The organism is Maridesulfovibrio sp. (assembly GCF_963678865.1).
Taxonomy (GTDB): Bacteria; Desulfobacterota; Desulfovibrionia; order Desulfovibrionales; family Desulfovibrionaceae; genus Maridesulfovibrio.
Genome location: NZ_OY787459.1, coordinates 4,263,268 through 4,279,484, shown reverse-complemented (window position 1 = coordinate 4,279,484; position 16,217 = coordinate 4,263,268). Strand labels below are relative to the sequence as shown.

The 16,217-nt window shown below is 46.6% G+C and carries 11 protein-coding genes and 3 tRNA genes; 7 read left to right on the top strand and 7 right to left on the bottom strand.

Annotated elements, in window-relative coordinates:
- Window positions 1-82: 82 nt before the first annotated feature.
- Genes bamA through lysS form a run of 4 tightly spaced genes read right to left on the bottom strand, consistent with a single transcriptional unit; the run spans window position 83 to window position 6,212 of the window.
- On the bottom strand, window positions 83-2,797 hold the full coding sequence (bamA, locus tag ACKU41_RS19410; RefSeq protein ID WP_321403175.1) for an outer membrane protein assembly factor BamA: 2,715 nt from the start codon (window positions 2,795-2,797) through the stop codon (window positions 83-85).
- Entirely contained in the window at window positions 2,784-3,467 is a 684-nt protein-coding gene (locus ACKU41_RS19405; protein WP_319779228.1) for an ABC transporter ATP-binding protein, read from the bottom strand. The genes bamA and ACKU41_RS19405 overlap by 14 nt, the downstream gene beginning before the upstream one ends.
- A complete protein-coding gene (locus tag ACKU41_RS19400; protein WP_319779227.1) occupies window positions 3,460-4,689 on the bottom strand; it encodes a lipoprotein-releasing ABC transporter permease subunit in 1,230 nt (409 codons plus the stop codon). Before ACKU41_RS19400 ends, ACKU41_RS19405 begins: the two co-directional genes overlap by 8 nt.
- Window positions 4,686-6,212, bottom strand: a complete 1,527-nt coding sequence (gene lysS, locus ACKU41_RS19395) for a lysine--tRNA ligase (protein ID WP_319779577.1) — start codon at window positions 6,210-6,212, stop codon at window positions 4,686-4,688. The genes ACKU41_RS19400 and lysS overlap by 4 nt, the downstream gene beginning before the upstream one ends.
- Before the next feature lie 278 nt (window positions 6,213-6,490).
- On the opposite strand from lysS, the gene ACKU41_RS19390 reads away from it, so the two are divergent.
- The 4 genes from ACKU41_RS19390 to ACKU41_RS19375 all read left to right on the top strand — a co-directional run bounded on the left by ACKU41_RS19390 (window position 6,491) and on the right by ACKU41_RS19375 (window position 8,032).
- Window positions 6,491-6,566: transfer RNA gene (locus ACKU41_RS19390), tRNA-Asn, on the top strand.
- Window positions 6,567-6,900: 334 nt separating this feature from the next.
- Window positions 6,901-6,976, top strand: a tRNA-Asn gene (locus ACKU41_RS19385).
- Between the two features lie 444 nt (window positions 6,977-7,420).
- Window positions 7,421-7,496, top strand: a tRNA-Asn gene (locus ACKU41_RS19380).
- Window positions 7,497-7,519: 23 nt separating this feature from the next.
- On the top strand, window positions 7,520-8,032 hold the full coding sequence (locus tag ACKU41_RS19375; RefSeq protein WP_321403173.1) for a cereblon family protein: 513 nt from the start codon (window positions 7,520-7,522) through the stop codon (window positions 8,030-8,032).
- 54 nt (window positions 8,033-8,086) lie between these two features.
- Here the strand turns inward: ACKU41_RS19375 and pyk are convergent, their stop codons facing one another.
- Window positions 8,087-9,514 (bottom strand): pyruvate kinase, encoded by a 1,428-nt coding sequence (pyk, locus tag ACKU41_RS19370; RefSeq protein ID WP_321403171.1) that lies wholly within the window; start codon window positions 9,512-9,514, stop codon window positions 8,087-8,089.
- 247 nt (window positions 9,515-9,761) lie between these two features.
- Here pyk and ACKU41_RS19365 point away from each other — a divergent pair, with 247 nt between their 5' ends.
- From ACKU41_RS19365 to ACKU41_RS19355, 3 genes are all read left to right on the top strand, one after another.
- Window positions 9,762-10,238 (top strand): OmpH family outer membrane protein, encoded by a 477-nt coding sequence (locus tag ACKU41_RS19365; protein WP_321403169.1) that lies wholly within the window; start codon window positions 9,762-9,764, stop codon window positions 10,236-10,238.
- Between the two features lie 248 nt (window positions 10,239-10,486).
- A complete protein-coding gene (locus ACKU41_RS19360; protein ID WP_321403167.1) occupies window positions 10,487-12,079 on the top strand; it encodes a Na/Pi symporter in 1,593 nt (530 codons plus the stop codon).
- A gap of 15 nt (window positions 12,080-12,094) precedes the next feature.
- On the top strand, window positions 12,095-13,252 hold the full coding sequence (locus ACKU41_RS19355; protein ID WP_321403165.1) for a hypothetical protein: 1,158 nt from the start codon (window positions 12,095-12,097) through the stop codon (window positions 13,250-13,252).
- A 20-nt stretch (window positions 13,253-13,272) separates the two neighbouring features.
- On the opposite strand, the gene ACKU41_RS19350 is transcribed toward ACKU41_RS19355, so the two are convergent.
- Both ACKU41_RS19350 and ercA read right to left on the bottom strand, forming a co-directional pair.
- On the bottom strand, window positions 13,273-14,919 hold the full coding sequence (locus ACKU41_RS19350) for an ATP-binding protein (RefSeq protein WP_321403164.1): 1,647 nt from the start codon (window positions 14,917-14,919) through the stop codon (window positions 13,273-13,275).
- On the bottom strand, window positions 14,903-16,063 hold the full coding sequence (gene ercA, locus ACKU41_RS19345) for an alcohol dehydrogenase-like regulatory protein ErcA (protein ID WP_321403162.1): 1,161 nt from the start codon (window positions 16,061-16,063) through the stop codon (window positions 14,903-14,905). The genes ACKU41_RS19350 and ercA overlap by 17 nt, the downstream gene beginning before the upstream one ends.
- Window positions 16,064-16,217 lie beyond the last annotated feature (154 nt).

The window sequence follows — 16,217 nt, the reverse complement described above, 5'->3', positions numbered from 1 at the left end:
CTTATAATCCTATCTTAAATCAGTTGAAAAGGCATGCCGAACCTCGGCATGCCTATCATTTACATTAATCTGTCAAACTCTGCTAGAAGAACTGCCCCATAGAGAACTCAATCTTATGCCTTGAGCTGTCTTCGAGCTTATCTAGCCCGTAACCGTATTCAACCCTGATCGGTCCCATGGGGGAGAACCAGCGGATACCGGCACCGACACTCTTGTACATGCCAAGGAAGAGAGAGGATCCGTCTTCCTGCTTGGTATCATAGAAGAAACTCTGACCATCATCCCATGCGTTACCAATATCAAAGAAACCGACACCGACAAGACCGAGTTCCTCGTTGATCGGGAACAGCAACTCGAAGTTCATGTAGAACATCTTGTTACCACCGATACGGTCGTTGGAGTCAGGATCGCGGGGCGAAATCTCACGGCTGTCATAACCGCGTACGTTATTGATACCACCGAGATAGAATCTTTCGAAAACGGGCATTTCACCGCTTCCGAAGTTATCATGAATGAATCCGGCACTACCTTTCCAGTGGAAAACCAGATCCCAGAAAACCGGGGTAAAGTAGTTGGAATCATATGTATACTTAACGTACGAGTCATCACCCATAAGGAGACCGCCACCCATTTCAACAACCAGGTTGTTAACAGTACCGGTGGAAGGGTTGAACGCCTTGTTAGTTGTATCGCGTTTTACACCCGCGGTAACAACACTGGACCAGTTATCCCCTTCGATATCCTTGATGGCTTTGGCAGCATTATCAGATACTTCGGAGATGGTATAAAAATCCAAACGGTAGTTTGTGTAGAAGTGGGTATATTCACCAAGTGGATATCCGGCAGAAACCACACTACCGATTGTCTGTTTGTCGTAGTCGGTATAGTCGTCAGTACGCCAATATGTGTTAAAACCACCGCCCCAGCGGGTATCATTGATACGGGGGTTGTAGAACTCGAGTCCATAACTGATGGTCTTGGAACTCCAACCGCCGTTGAGACCAAATTCCCAGCCCCGACCGAAGAGGTTGCGCTCAGTAATTTTAGCGGAAACAAATACACTGTCAGAGGTGGAATAACCGATACCACCGCTGATCATACCAGTGTTCTTATCTTTAACCTTGACCTTCAAGTCCATCTCGCCGGGATCTCCGGTGGGAACCGGTTCAATATCAACCTCACTGAAGTAGTCGAGCTTGTTAAGGCGGACAATGGAACGCTGCAGTTTGGAACCGCTGAACTGATCACCGTCAGTCAAGCGCATTTCACGCATGATGACGTTGTTTCTGGTTTTGGAGTTACCTTCAATAATAACCCGGCGGATATGTACTTTCTGACGCTTGGAAATAATAAAGGTTATATCTACGCTTTTGTCTTCTGTGTGCTGATCGAACTTGATGTTGGCTTCAGCATAGGCGTAACCGTAGTTGGAATAAAAATCTGATATGGATTTCATATCCTCGCGCAACAGGGAACGGTCGAGATACTCACCACCATCGGACATATCATCAGCTGTGATGAGTTCACGCAGCCTTGATTTCTTTACAATCAAATCGCCTTGGAAGCTGACCTTGCCGACCTTGTAGCGGTCCCCTTCGGAAACCTTGAAGGTGACGTAAATTCCGTCTTCCTTAATATCCAATTCAGGTTCACCGACTTTTGCATCAATAAAGCCGCGGTTACCGTAATAAGCCAGAATCGCCGCAGCATCGCGCTCAAGCAGTTCTTCCTTGAGAACTCCTGTTTTGGTAAACCATGAAAGCCAGCCTCTCTCAGTAAGAGCCAGCTGCTCTTTAATTTCATCAGGATCAAGCTGCTTGGCACCTTCAATCTTGATGCCTTCAATATAGAGCTTCTTACCTTCATCAATATTCAGGTTCAAGCGGGCTTGAGCGCCTTCACCTTCAAGTTTGTAATCTACTTTAGCGTTGTAATACCCTTCCTTGCGGTACATTTCGCGCAGGGTATTCAGGTCGTCAGAAAGAACCTTGGGGTTCATTACCGCGCCCTTCTTGGTATTGACGGCAGCCAGAATATCCTCGGCATCAATTGCGTCTTCACCTTTAACAGAAATAGCCTGAATGCGCGGCCTTTCCTTAACGTCGAAGATAATTTTCTTGCCGCCCGGCACATCACTGACTTTTACTTTCACATCGTCAAAGTAGCCGAGCGCATAAATATTTTTCAGGTCAGCATTGATTTTGGATGGAGTATAAATATCACCGGTCTTGATATTGGTACGCATTAAGATGACGTCTTTATCAAGAACCCTGCAGCCGCGAACTTCAATATCCGCTATTTTATCCTGACTGAGCAGCTCCAGTTTCACTTTGGAAACAAGCTCATCCACAGCAGGCAACAGGTTGATCAGCCCTTTCTTGGAAACAAAAAGAGGAACCGCAGGCTTCATGCCGAACGCTTCCACAAGACGTACATCAAGACTCAGGTCTTCTCCGATCTGACTGAAACTGCCGTAGACGGAATATCCGGCTCCGGCCAGCAATGCCATATCCTTAGCGGCCTGAATGTTCAGGTAATCAAACCCCTGCTCGTCAACGAGCTGCATCACTTTCTGCTGGTCGACTACACGAAATCCTGCTTCGCGCAATCTATCGGAAAGAAGAGTGGGTAAACTGTCTTTAAGGTATTGGGTATCAGCATCAGCATTAACTTCAAAAGGAAGTACGGCTATAATGACACTGGAAGCTTCTTCAGCCTGTGCCTTGCAAGCCCCGAAATTAATCAGGAAAGCAAAAGTTGCCGCAATCAGTAAAAGCAGAATTCTAGTTCTGGGCATACAGTTCTCCGGAACGCAACTCAAGCCGGCGTTTCATAACCCCGGCAAGTTCCATGTTGTGCGTCACAACTATGAGCGTCATTCCTAGCTCTTCATTAAGGGAGGCCAGCATATCTCCGACCATCTTCCCTGTCTTCTCATCCAAGTTGCCGGTAGGTTCATCTGCGAGCAGGACTTTAGGTTTAAGCAGGATGGCTCGCGCTATGGCAGCCCTTTGCCTTTCCCCGCCGGACAGGGTCGTCACCCTGTGGTCAATCCTGTTTTGCAGACCCACCAGCCCAAGGGCTTCACGGGCCATATCAGAGGCTTCCCCCTGACCTATGCCTGCCACCATGGCAGGAAGAGCGACATTTTCCAGAGCGGTGAACTCCGGAAGAAGGTGATGAAACTGAAAAACAAAACCGATTTCCCTGTTTCTCACTTCGGCCCGCTTTTCAGGTGTCATATCATTTATATTCATTCCCGCAAAATAGATATTTCCGCTGGAAGCGGTATCCAAAGTGCCGAGAATATGCAACAGCGTTGTCTTACCGGACCCGGAGGACCCAAGGATTGCAAGAGATTCCCCGGCCTCAACCCGCAGGTTGACCTGATCAAGAATCCGCACAGCCTCATTCGGTCCCTGGTATTCTTTTACGACATCGGTAAGTTCGTAAAGCAAATTACTCATACCTTAAAGCCTGTGCCGGTTCGAGAGCAGCCGCCTGTCTGGCCGGATATAAGGTAGCCAGAAAACAGAGCATAAACGCCGCAATCCCGATTATAGTCAAATCAGTCCAGTCCATCCTGATGGGCAGGTAATCCACCGGATAAACATTGCTCGGCAGTTTGATGAACTGATACTTTTTTAAAAGCAAAGCCACCGGAACCCCGATAAGATATCCAAGACTGGTTCCGATCAATCCGATCAAAGTGCCCTGCAGCATAAAAATTCTTTTAATACTTCCGGATGTAGCTCCCATAGACATAAGCACCGCAATATCTTTGGTCTTCTGCATAACCAGCATGACCAGCGTGGTAATAATACTGAATGAACCGACCATGACAATCATTGCCAGAATGATAAACATGGCGGTCTTTTCAAGCTTGAGAGCCGCAAACAGATTGGCATTCATCTCCTGCCAGTTCCTGACCTGTACAGGATAGCCGGCAAGTTCTGTATCCAGAAGATCGCCTATCTTATCAACTGCATATACGTCTGCCAGACGAATTTCAAGGCCGGAAACAAAATCCCGTTTAAATCCGAGCAGTTTCTGGGCAGCAATATTGCTGATGTATGCCAGTGAAGAATCATATTCGTACATTCCGGTACGGAAGATTCCGCCGACTTTAAAAACCCTGACTTTAGGGGTAAAACCGGCTGCAGTGCGTGTTCCGGAAGGTGAAAGCAGATTGACGGTATCGCCTATGACCAGCCCCAGTCGCTTGGCCAGCTGATTTCCTATAACAATTTCAGGGATTTTCCCTTTTGTTGCAAGGCAATCAACACTCCCGGAAAGCATATCTCCGGGCAGGCTCAGTACGCCCTTGGCAGTCTCGGAATCCACACCCCTGAGAACCACGCCTTTAACACCCCCGCTACTGGAAAGCATTACTTCAGAATAGATAAAGGGCGTTACACCTGTAACGCCCGGAATTTTTTCAATTCTATCGGTCATGTGATGGTAGTTTTCAAGCGTACCGTCATAGGCGGTCACTATGATGTGGGCATTGACTCCGAGTATTTTGTCACGGAGGTCGGTTGAAAAACCGTTCATAACCCCTATCACCACAATCAGGGCTGCTACGCCCAAGGCAACGCCGCACACGGCAAAAAGAGATATAACCGAGATGAAATTATTCTTTCTCAGCGTGAAGAGGTATCTCAATGCGACGAAGAGTTCAAACTTCATGAGCCACCACTGCCTGAAGCGCCTTCATGCCTGAGAAGCGGAAACAGGATAACTTCCCTGATATTCGCACTGTCAGTCAAAAGCATGACAAGGCGGTCAATACCGATCCCCTGCCCTGCGGCTGGAGGCATTCCGTATTCAAGGGCGCGAACATAGTCCTCGTCCATATTGTGGGCTTCATCATCACCTGCATCCTTCTCAGCAACCTGATCCATGAACCGGCAACGCTGGTCCACAGGGTCGTTAAGTTCGGAAAAGGCGTTGGCCAGTTCACGACCGTAAATAAACAGCTCAAAACGGTCGGTGATATCCGGATTCTCTTCATTCCTTCTGGAAAGAGGAGAAATGTCTGTAGGATAGTGATAGATAAAATGAGGTTGAATCAGCTTGGGTTCAACGAGCTGATCAAAAAGTTTGGCTTGAAGCTTGCCGAGTTTTTCGCCTTCAACAGCTTTTTCACCGAGCTTTTTAACCAGATCCCTACACTTATCGTAATCATTATATACTTCGGGAGAAACGCCACCGACCTTTTCCAGAGATTCGTGGAAAGCCATACGGTGCCACGCTCCGGGGGTCAGATCGATTTTTTCTTCCTGATACTGAATTACAGTGTCTCCGTTAACTTCCTTGCAGACAGAGGAAACCATCTCCTCGGTCAGATCCATGAGATCTTCAAAATCGGCATACGCCCAGTAGAATTCAAGCATAGTGAATTCCGGGTTATGCCGTACAGAAATACCCTCATTACGGAAGTTACGGTTGATTTCGTACACTTTCTCAAATCCACCGACCAGCAGACGCTTGAGATAAAGCTCAGGCGCGATGCGCATGTAGAGCTGCATATCAAGGGCATTATGGTGAGTGATGAAAGGACGTGCTGCCGCCCCACCTGCAATGGGATGCATCATGGGTGTTTCCACTTCCATGAATCCCTTGGAATCCAAATAGTTGCGGATAGCCCTGACAATGAGAGTCCGTTTCTGGAAAATCTCACGGGAGCGGGGGGTAACGATTAAATCAACATAGCGCTGACGGTATCTGGTCTCCACATCCTTGAGCCCGTGATATTTCTCCGGAAGCGGACGCATAGATTTGGTGATCAGTTCTACACTATCGGCCTTAACGGTCAACTCATCAGTCTTAGTTCTGAAAAGAGTCCCCTCAACCCCGACGATATCACCGATGTCGATTTTTTTGAAAATTTTATACAGGTCTGCGCCGAGGTCATCCCTCGCTACATAGATCTGAATCCTGCCACTGGGATCCTGAAGATGAAAGAATGCGACCTTACCGAAGGACCTGTGGGTGATCACCCTGCCTGCAAGTTTGAATTTCTTGCCGAGAGCTTCAAGCTCTTCGCCTCCGAGATTGTCATAATTGTCCCAGATATCTGAGACTTCTGTATCTTTACTGAAGTCGTTTGGATAAAGCGGAACACCTTCGTCGAGAAGGGCGCATGCCTTTTCCACACGATTCTTCAGAACCTGATTGAGTTCGTTCTGAGCTTGCAGAGCCTCAAGCATGGGCATAAAGGACTGCACATGCTCTGATTTGGTTGCCAGCTTGATTTGCTTTTTCTTCTTGCCGCTCAAGTTATTAATTCTCCGTAACCGAATAAAGTCTAGATAAATACAAGATCCGTTGATTGCCTAAGCTAATTACCCTTTGTCGTCAAGAAAGTACATCTTTAAATAGTTCACTTTCGCGCACAAATATTTTTTTAAAAAAGTATTTGACAAGTGCGCAGCAAATCCGTAGAAACCATTCTCGTTGCAGCGGGAAACCGCACAACAGCAAATATTCCTCGGTGGCTCAATCGGCAGAGCGGGTGACTGTTAATCACTAGGTTGGGGGTTCAAGTCCCTCCCGGGGAGCCAGATAGCTCAAAGGCTGCTTTCAGATGAAAGCAGCCTTTTTCTTTTATTTCAAAGAGCTGTCATCCTTTTTAGCTCGACAAAAGCTTACTGATTGAAGCGAAACCCTACATTAAATATATATGTCCTGAAAAAACTACACTCCAGTCTGCTGTTAACGGATCTGAAAACCGGGCTGAGCTTTAAGCCCGAAAGACTTATTCTGAACCAGCAAAACGACTTCTGAAAGAAACTCTAAAGAATTTTTAAATTAAATTAAAGATAATATTTGACAGAGGCGCAACAAATCCGTAGAAACCATCTTCGTTGCAGCGGGAAACCGCACAACAGCAAATATTCCTCGGTGGCTCAATCGGCAGAGCGGGTGACTGTTAATCACTAGGTTGGGGGTTCAAGTCCCTCCCGGGGAGCCAGATAGCTCAAAGGCTGCTTTCAAATGAAGGCAGCCTTTTTCTTTACGCTTTCATTCTAACAAAAAACATCTGCATCGAACCAAAAGACACAAATCTGATTTATCAGGGTCTTCACTGCAGACAGGAACGCAAGCCCAATCAAATTCCCATCCGTTAATTCTAAATACGCCCCCCCCTTAACAAAACCAGCAATCGATTAAAATCCATATCCCCTCCATCGAAATCCTCCCCCCCCCACCAGCCACATCTATTGTGCCTAACCGACGATCAGACGCATTCTAAAATATGTCCCTTTCATTTAGCCCCCAAAAATAAGGGCTCGCAGAAAAATTTCTTTAGAAACTAAAAAAAATTGAATTAATTTGAAGATAATGTTTGACAACATGAGAACAAATCCGTAGAAACAATCCTCGTTGCAGCGGGAAACCGCACAACAATAAATATTCCTCGGTGGCTCAATCGGCAGAGCGGGTGACTGTTAATCACTAGGTTGGGGGTTCAAGTCCCTCCCGGGGAGCCAGATAGCTCAAAGGCTGCTTTCAAATGAAAGCAGCCTTTTTCTTTGTCCGTTCGCATACCTGCACTCCACGCAATTATTTATTTTCTTTTGCGCTTTCCGCATCCGCAGGCTATAATTTAACCATGAATCAAAATAACAGCATCCCACCCTGCTCTTTCCTTAAATCAACTCCTCATGGGCCGGACTCCGGAATTGAGGTTGAAGATAAGGATGAAGTGCGTGAATCAGAAAAAAAAATAATTACCTGCAGAGCCTGCGGGACCGAGATTACTGACAGCTCCTTCGCCACCAAAGTGAATGAAAACCACGAACATTCTTTTTTTAATCCCCACGGCTACGTATTCCAGATCAGATGCTTTTCAGCCGCCACAGGATGCGCAACAGCCGGAAAACCTTCCAATGAATTTACCTGGTTCTCTGGATACACATGGAAAGTTGCTGTCTGCAGAAGTTGCATGACCCACTTGGGCTGGCGCTTTCAATCTGACTCAACATCCTTTTACGGATTAATCAGAGACAAAATAAGCGAAAAATAAAAAACTCCCGAAATCTTAGACTTCGGGAGTTTTTTAGTGATATTAATAGTTTAACTATTTGTAATAGAGCTTAACTTCATTAGTCTTAGGCATAGTCTGACCAGGGGTAGGCTGGCCGGACACAAGAACAAAACCCTCGCCTTGAACAAATTTATCATTTGCTTCAAGAAATTCCACCAGACGATCTCTATGGTTACTGAGTTTTGATTCAGTAACAACAGGAATAATGCCCCAGAAGAAGTTCAGGTAGGCAGGAACGCTTTTATCCGGGGTCAGGCAATAAACAGGCTGTTCAGGCCTGCGACTGCACATAAGTCTTGCGGAAGAACCGCTTGAGGAATGGCAGATAATAGCCGGACTGTCGATATTCTTGGCCAGCAGGCAAGCAGAATAACTAAGGTATTTAACCGGATTGGGCACTACTTCGTCAGCAGGCTTGTAAGGCCCCTTGTTACGCTCAAGATAATAAGGCTCGGTTCCTTCCGCGATCTCTTTAATATAACCGACAGCCTCCGCAGGATATGCACCGATTGCAGTCTCTTCTGAGAGCATGCAGCAATCAGCGCCGTCCATTATTGCGTTGGCAACATCATTTGCTTCCGCACGGGTGGGGATGGGGTTCTTGACCATGGAAAGCATCATCTGAGTAGCTACGATTACCGGCTTCTGGGCATGCCTTGCTGCGCGGATAAGTTTCTTCTGAATAACAGGTACAGTGGAAAGCTTGCACTCAAGACCCAGATCGCCGCGGGCAACCATGATTCCGCTGGCAACTTCCAGAATGGATTCAATATTTTCAACTGCATTCTGACGCTCAATCTTGGCAATAATCGGCAGCACCACACCGAACTTGTTCATTGCATCCAAAACATCCTGAACGTCCTGGGCGGTCTGAACAAAAGACATGGCAATGGCATCAACTCCGATTTCAATACATCCGGCCAGATCCACTTTGTCCTTCTCGGTAAAAGCGGGCAGCGCGATGTGCTTGCCGGGGAAGGTTATACCTTTTTTGGAAGCAAGCAGACCTGCGTTCTGGGCCTGTAGCTTATAGAGTTTATTTTTTTCGAGTGTTTCGGTTACGAAAAACTGAAGCATTCCGTCACTGAGAGAAACTTCCATTCCTTCCTCAAGACCCTGCAGCAATTCCGGCTGGTCAAGAGGAATAAAAGGAAGGTCTCCAGCTTTATCGGCAACATCAGGGAGCCCGAGATAGACATAAGCACGGGACTCAATATCGTGGGGAGCACCTTCAATAACACCGACCCTGATCTTGGGTCCGCAGAGGTCACCCATAATTGTCAGGGGGATAGAAAGTTCTTTTTCAACCTGGCGAATCATTGCGATTACAGGCTTAAAGCTCTCCGCATCAGAGTGGGAAAAGTTTAAACGAAGAATCCTGACTCCATTCTGGACCATCTTGGTAATGGTCTCTACATTACTTGACCCTGGGCCGAGGGTGGCAACAACTTTGGTTCTCATGATCTTGTCCTCAATATTTTATTTGGGTATTTTTTTACTGTCCCCAATTGATTGAAAAAATACGGATCCACCACGTTTCTGTGTTCACTTTCGAAAATATTCTTAGCATAATTTTCGGAAATGTACAAAATTTTAATTTCATTGCCGCATAATTTCCGAATAATGATTTTTTTATTTTACATGACACCCTTCCGAGTTTATACCGAATAACTCCAAATGAAAATAATTTTAACTCACGGAGTAATGAATGTTTAAAAACACACTGAAACTCGTACTGATTATTGCCATGGCCGCATTTGTTGCAGGATGTCAGCAGCAGAGCACTTCCGGTGCCAAAATCGGATTTGTAAACACCAACAAAGTTTTCAAAGAATGTAAAGCCGGCACTGAAGGCATGGAATACTTAAAGAAATCCAGCGAAGAATTCCAGACTAAATTTGCAGAAATGCAAAAAGAACTTACCGGCAACCAGACTGAAGAGAACACCCGTAAATTTCAGGAAGCCCTGGGTGAATATCAGAACAAAATGGGTGCTGAGCAGAACCGCATTGTGGAAGCTCTCCAGAGCAGCTTCACCAAAGCTGTAGAAGAGTACCGCACTGCCAACGGCTACGCTGTTATCCTCGGCACAGAATCTGCCATCAGCTATGACAAAACAGCTGATATCAGTGATAAAATCATCGAAGCTATGAACAAAATGGACATCAAAATCAAGCCTGAATAATTACGGCTGATTTGCATTTACACTGAAACGCCCTCCACTGCCACGGCAATGGAGGGCGTTTTTGTTACAAAACAGCAGACTATTACTTCTACCGCAACCTTTCCCTTGATTTTTAACTCTACACAGTAGAATATTAAATAATATTTTTTCTCTTAATTTCAGCAATCTACTAAACAATCAATATGAGCATAGAATTATTTGGAAACCTGTTCGGCGGTCTGGGACTTTTTTTGATCGGAATGCGTTTAATGACCACAGGTTTAAAACAGGCTGCCGGAAAATCACTGCGGAAGATTCTTGGGGAATGGACTCAAAGTCCGGGACGCGGACTCTTCTCAGGGTTTCTGATTACTGCTCTGGTACAATCATCTAGTGCGATAACTGTGGCGGTTATCGGCTTTGTAAATGCAGGGCTGATTACCCTGTCGCAATCCATCGGGGTTATTTACGGCAGCAATATCGGAACTACAGTTACCGGCTGGATTGTCGCCGCCGTAGGCTTCAGCGTAAACCTGAAAGCCTTTGCCCTGCCTGTTGTAGCTTTAGGTGCATTGCTGCGTATAAGCGGACCATCTACACGACGGGCATTTTTCGGGGATGCCTTCGCCGGATTCGGACTTTTTCTGATGGGGATATCCACCCTGCAGATGTCCTTCAAAGGGATTGAATCATCCATTGACCTTTCTTCTTTTGCGGCAATGGGCATTCTTTCCATACCCATTTTCATCGGTATCGGACTAATACTGACCCTTCTCATGCAGAGTTCCAGCGCAGCTATGGCCCTTGTACTTACTGCCGCAGTCAGCGGCCTGCTCGACCTCAATCAAGGTGCTGCCGCTGTTATCGGAACCAACATAGGTACAACCTCCACGGCAGCTCTCTCAGTAATAGGAGCCACCATCAACGCCAAAAAAGTGGCCACCGGACATATTATTTTTAATATTCTCACTGCATTCGTAGCCCTACTTCTGCTACCGATACTTATCAAATCAATTCTCTTTTTCATGGATCTCATGAATCTTACCCGTGAACCTGCAGTAATTCTGGCCCTGTTTCACACAGTATTCAACATCCTCGGGGTTCTGCTGCTCTGGCCTTTCACCGACAAACTGGTTTCTTTCATCGAAAAAAGATTCGCATCTCTGGAAGACGAACGCGGGCGTCCCAAATATCTGGACAACAACGTAATCACTACTCCGACACTTGCACTTGATGCCCTGAATCTTGAAATGGAACGTATCGGTCAACTGACCCGCAGAATTGTGCGAAAAGGGTTGAATTCAAACTTCAGCTACGGAGCCCTATCTGCAGACAAGGCAGCACAGGACAGCCTCATTGAAGCAGCCCGTTCCTTCTGCGCCAGACTGCAATCCCGTCCGCTTACCGAACACCAGGGCCAACAAGTGGCAACCGCCCTGCGAGTACTGCAATATTTCCGTACAGCGGGAGCCCTTTGCGCTTCTATTGAAAAGAAAAAACTCAGACCGGCCCTTGACCGGCTCGGACCGGACGCAGATATGGTCACAGTTTTCCAGAACTCGTGCATCGGGGTATTGAATATTGCCGACAACCCGTATTCTGAGGAATTCTGCCAAATCGACAACATGACACATGACATGTTATCTGCTTATCACGACCTGAAAGAAAAACTCCTATCCGCAGGAGGGACAGGCAGCATTCCCGTCCCTGAAATGGTTGAACAGCTTGAACTTTTTTCTAAAATCAGGCGTATAGCCCGGCAGGCAGCTAAAGGGGCAGTCTACCTTGCGGCCATGAGGCCTGATTCAGGAGTCTGTTGCCCGACCAATACCGTCAAATTCGCGTGGAATCGCCATTGGTAACAAATTGGAGCTCATATGAATAAATTTAAAATACCGACTTTGATATTCGTCGCTGTCTTTGTGATCTCTGCAGCAGCTCTGTTTTTTTACGTAAAAAAGGATCTTGAAGAAAAAACAGGAGTTGAAGTAGAAGCTCCGGCATGGGTCAATGAAGCCGGCTCCAGCGGTAAACTGCCTGTATCCGGTAAAGTGGCCCGATCTGGAAATTCAATAAATCCCACTCCCGAAAAGCAGGAAGAACAAGTTCAACCTGCAGAAAAAAAAGATGAACCGGCTGTTACGGAAAACAAAACCGCAGTTCATGCAGCCAATAAAACAGAGCAATCTACGCTTGAAAAAACCGTGGATAAAATCAAGGACAGCATTATCACCGAAGTTTTCCTTGATAACCTCGCCCAGTACACGGCTGACAACTACCACCCGGCAGAATCACTACCATTCAAGGCAACCGCAGGATTCAGCACAGCCTCCTTCAAAAGCATCAACATGCACTTCGGCTTGAATCTACACGGACTCATGCCCGATGCGCAGAATCTTGTTTCCGCACGTAAGAGCATATGGTCATATCTGCTGACTCCCGGCAAACTTTCAGCCTTGACCGAATCTGAAACCGGCAGCTTGCTGGACCTCATCGAAGAAAAAGGAATTCTTGCTGAACGCAAATTTGTGGAAGGGGATTCATACTCTGTAAGGGAACTGACCCGCAAACAGCGAGCGGAAATGTTTCGGGTAAGTGCGCAACCACTGCGGCATGTAGCAGCGGTCCTGAAAGCAATTACCGATAACCCGGACCTTATTCAGGCGCTGGACAGCTACATAAAGGCTGAGAAGAGAGTTGATTCAGCCAACGGAATTTTCCAGCTGGACCTTGCTAACTCTCAAAACATGAAATCGGAATCAGCACGCAACAAAGCTGCACATTCCGGGAAATTACTCAAAGAAGCCATAACTATACGTGAGAAAATCAAAACCGGAATAACTCAAAAGATAAAATCATACTGCGCTGAAAAATGCGGTGGTCCTGATGACTTGTTTTACATTGCCCAATGGGTTTTCCGCAGGGTCGAAAACGACGAAAAAAGACTTAAATCCATTACCGCCGGGTACGAAGCCTTAAATCGCATAGCAGATAAAATGGACAAACGGGCTGAGGCAATCGAGAAATCAATGTAGCCCAAGGAGTCAGATAGATATCAGCAATTGTAGGGCATTCTGATCACGACTTTCATCCCCTTGCCGGGGCTGGTCTCAATATCAAAAGTTCCGCCGTGCTTCTGGGTAATGATAAAATAAGAGACAAAAAGTCCAAGTCCGGTTCCCTCTCCAGCAGGTTTGGTAGTAAAAAAAGGCTCAAGAGCCATTTTACGTGTTTTAGCATCCATCCCCGGACCATTATCTTCAATCTCGAGCCGAACATAATCGGGTTCTGACTTCAGGCGGACAATGATACGGACGCCACCTTTCTCTTTCCACTCGGGGGTAGAGAGAATCGCTTGTACGGAATTCTTAAGCAGATTGATAAGTACTTGCTCAATTTCAGAAGGAGAACAAAGAAGACAGGGAATAGACTCATCAAATTCCCTAACAATTTCAAATCCCCCACTCCCTGATTTGCTGTAAAAGTCATAGCTGCTGAAAGATAGCTCAATGGATGTTTCGACGATTTCCTTTATGTTGGAGCAAGATCTTTCCCCGCCGGACTGGCGGCTGAACTGAAGCATGTTTGAAACAATACGTGCCGATCGTTCACCCAGTTTCTGAACCGAATCAAGTTTGGAAAGAATCCCCCTCCTATCACAATACTCACGGATTGCATCAAAGGGGATGCCTAATTCACCCGCAACAGTAATATTCTTGGGTAGATTATTAGAAATCCTGCGCTGGATATTTTGTATGCCCTGCAGTATTCCCCCGAGGGGGTTGTTGATCTCATGAGCCATACCTGCGGCCAACCCACCCACAGTCATCATCTTTTCGGTCTGGACCATGACCTCTTCCATACGTGTACGGGCAGTAATATCATCAACTCGGATCACTGCCCCGGCTTCATCGCCCTTGAACGGGAAAACAACGATTTCAAAAAAAACCGTATCCCCGTCCCGGTCCATATGAAATATCTCTGTTCCCCCTGAAACATCTCCACTTATTGTCGCCGAAATCAAATGTTCAAAACGACGCAGGGCAGGAATCATTTCATATACAAACCGCCCTTCCGCCGTATCTGCCGGAATTCCGGTTTCCTTATGGGCGTAATCATTCCAGAGAACAACATTCGAGGTTTCATCCACCCCGACCAGAACAGACTGCATGGAATCAATCACATTGCCAAGATAGTTCCGGGCACGGCTCAACTCCCGCTGATCCGCCAGCCTGCGGCGTACATCACGGGCAACCATAACAATATAAAGCCTGCCCCCCACATAGTGGACACGAAGAGTCATTTCAACCGGAATACGCGACCCGCCTTTTCCGAGCAGGTCGGTCATTGAAACGTCTTCCTTATCCCATGAGGAATAAACATCGTCATCAATCAAAACTTCGTGCAGAAGAAAACAGGTCTCTTCAGGAAAAACCAGTTCCGGAGGACTGTCCAGCAATTCGTTACGATCGTAATTGGTCTTTTTCAGTGCGGTTTTGTTTACGTCGGCAAAGCTCCATGAAAAGGCATCAAGCACAAAAAGAGCATCATTGGCATTTTCAACCAGAGCCCTGAAGCGCTCAAGCTCATTAATCCTTTCACGCAATTCAGGATAATAACTCTTGCGCATTGAATTTTCGCCAAGCCCGATAAGCTTGTTGCGAACATTTTCATTTGAATTGGACCTAGAGCGCCGCTTCATAAATCTTCTCTACATCTTCCTGACTGAGTTCAACCGGGTTGGTGACCATACAGGCATCTTGCAATGCAAGTTTGGCAAGCTGGGGGATATCCTCACGTGTAAGTCCGAAGTCTCCAAGAGATTTGGTTATTCCCGCCGCCCTGCCCAAAGCGGTAATTGCCTGAACAAGTTCTTCACAAACCTGATCGTCACTCTTTCCGGCAGTGTCGATTCCAAATTTCTCTGCGACTTTAAAATATCTTTTGACTGCCGAGTGGAAATTAACCCTGATAACAAAAGGCAGCAGAATAGCGTTGCATTCACCATGCGGCAGATCAAGAAGCCCTCCAAGGCTGTGCGCCATGGCATGTACCGCACCGAGAATCGCATTGGAAAATGCCAGCCCTGCTTCCATACTGCCCAGCATCACACGACCGCGCAGCTCAAGATTATCCGGCTCCCTTATAACTTCGGCCAGACTGCCGGCAACAAGTCCTATGGCATCAAGGGACAGCAGGTCAGTCAGTGCGGAATTGGCATTTGAGACATAAGCCTCTATGGCGTGGGTCAGGGCATCCATGCCCGTGGAAGCAGTAAGCTGGGCATTCATTGTGGTGGTCAATTCAGGATCAATAAGGGCTGCATCGGGGACCATGGCCTTGCTGACAATACTGATTTTTACGTCCCGCTCTGTATCGGTAATAATAGCAAACTGAGAAACATCAGCGGAACTTCCTGCTGTGGAGGGGATACAAATCAGAGGCGGACCGGGAACCTCAACCATGTCCACACCCTCAAAATTCAGAATATGTGAATTGTTGGTGGTCACAATGCCTATTCCCTTTGCGCAATCCATAGGGCTTCCACCACCGACAGCGATTATGCAGTCACAATTGTTCTCAAGGTAAAACTTCGCCCCTTCCATAACTTCCACATCGCGGGGATTTTCGGAAACATTGCTGAAAATATAAGTTTCAATGCCGGAGTCTTCAAGGCTTTTCTTAACTGCAGTAACCCAACTGCAAATGACAATACCGGGATCAGTAACGATCAAGGCCCTGCTGACCCCGAAATTCTCCGCATACTGCCCGGCAAGTTTTGAAGAACCGACCCCGAAGACAAGCTCAGGGGCAACAAATTTTCTCATATCCAGTACTTCTTTCACACTTCCTCCAACGATTAAAGGAAAACCTCACCAGAGCTTGAACTACTATCTTTTATCAAGCATATCAACAGATAGCACAAAACATGGCAAATCTGCAACACAAGAAAATTTAATTTGAAATAGACAGTGCGTTAAACAAGAAATCACCAACACA

Excerpts from the sequence above, each read along its gene's own strand:
- bamA (WP_321403175.1), bottom strand. The coding sequence starts at position 2,797 with ATGCCCAGAACTAGAATTCTGCTTTTACTGATTGCGGCAACTTTTGCT.
- ACKU41_RS19405 (WP_319779228.1), bottom strand. The coding sequence starts at position 3,467 with ATGAGTAATTTGCTTTACGAACTTACCGATGTCGTAAAAGAATACCAG.
- ACKU41_RS19400 (WP_319779227.1), bottom strand. The coding sequence starts at position 4,689 with ATGAAGTTTGAACTCTTCGTCGCATTGAGATACCTCTTCACGCTGAGA.
- lysS (WP_319779577.1), bottom strand. The coding sequence starts at position 6,212 with ATGCTTGAGGCTCTGCAAGCTCAGAACGAACTCAATCAGGTTCTGAAG.
- ACKU41_RS19375 (WP_321403173.1), top strand. The coding sequence starts at position 7,520 with ATGAAAGCAGCCTTTTTCTTTGTCCGTTCGCATACCTGCACTCCACGC.
- pyk (WP_321403171.1), bottom strand. The coding sequence starts at position 9,514 with ATGAGAACCAAAGTTGTTGCCACCCTCGGCCCAGGGTCAAGTAATGTA.
- ACKU41_RS19365 (WP_321403169.1), top strand. The coding sequence starts at position 9,762 with ATGTTTAAAAACACACTGAAACTCGTACTGATTATTGCCATGGCCGCA.
- ACKU41_RS19360 (WP_321403167.1), top strand. The coding sequence starts at position 10,487 with ATGACCACAGGTTTAAAACAGGCTGCCGGAAAATCACTGCGGAAGATT.
- ACKU41_RS19355 (WP_321403165.1), top strand. The coding sequence starts at position 12,095 with ATGAATAAATTTAAAATACCGACTTTGATATTCGTCGCTGTCTTTGTG.
- ACKU41_RS19350 (WP_321403164.1), bottom strand. The coding sequence starts at position 14,919 with ATGAAGCGGCGCTCTAGGTCCAATTCAAATGAAAATGTTCGCAACAAG.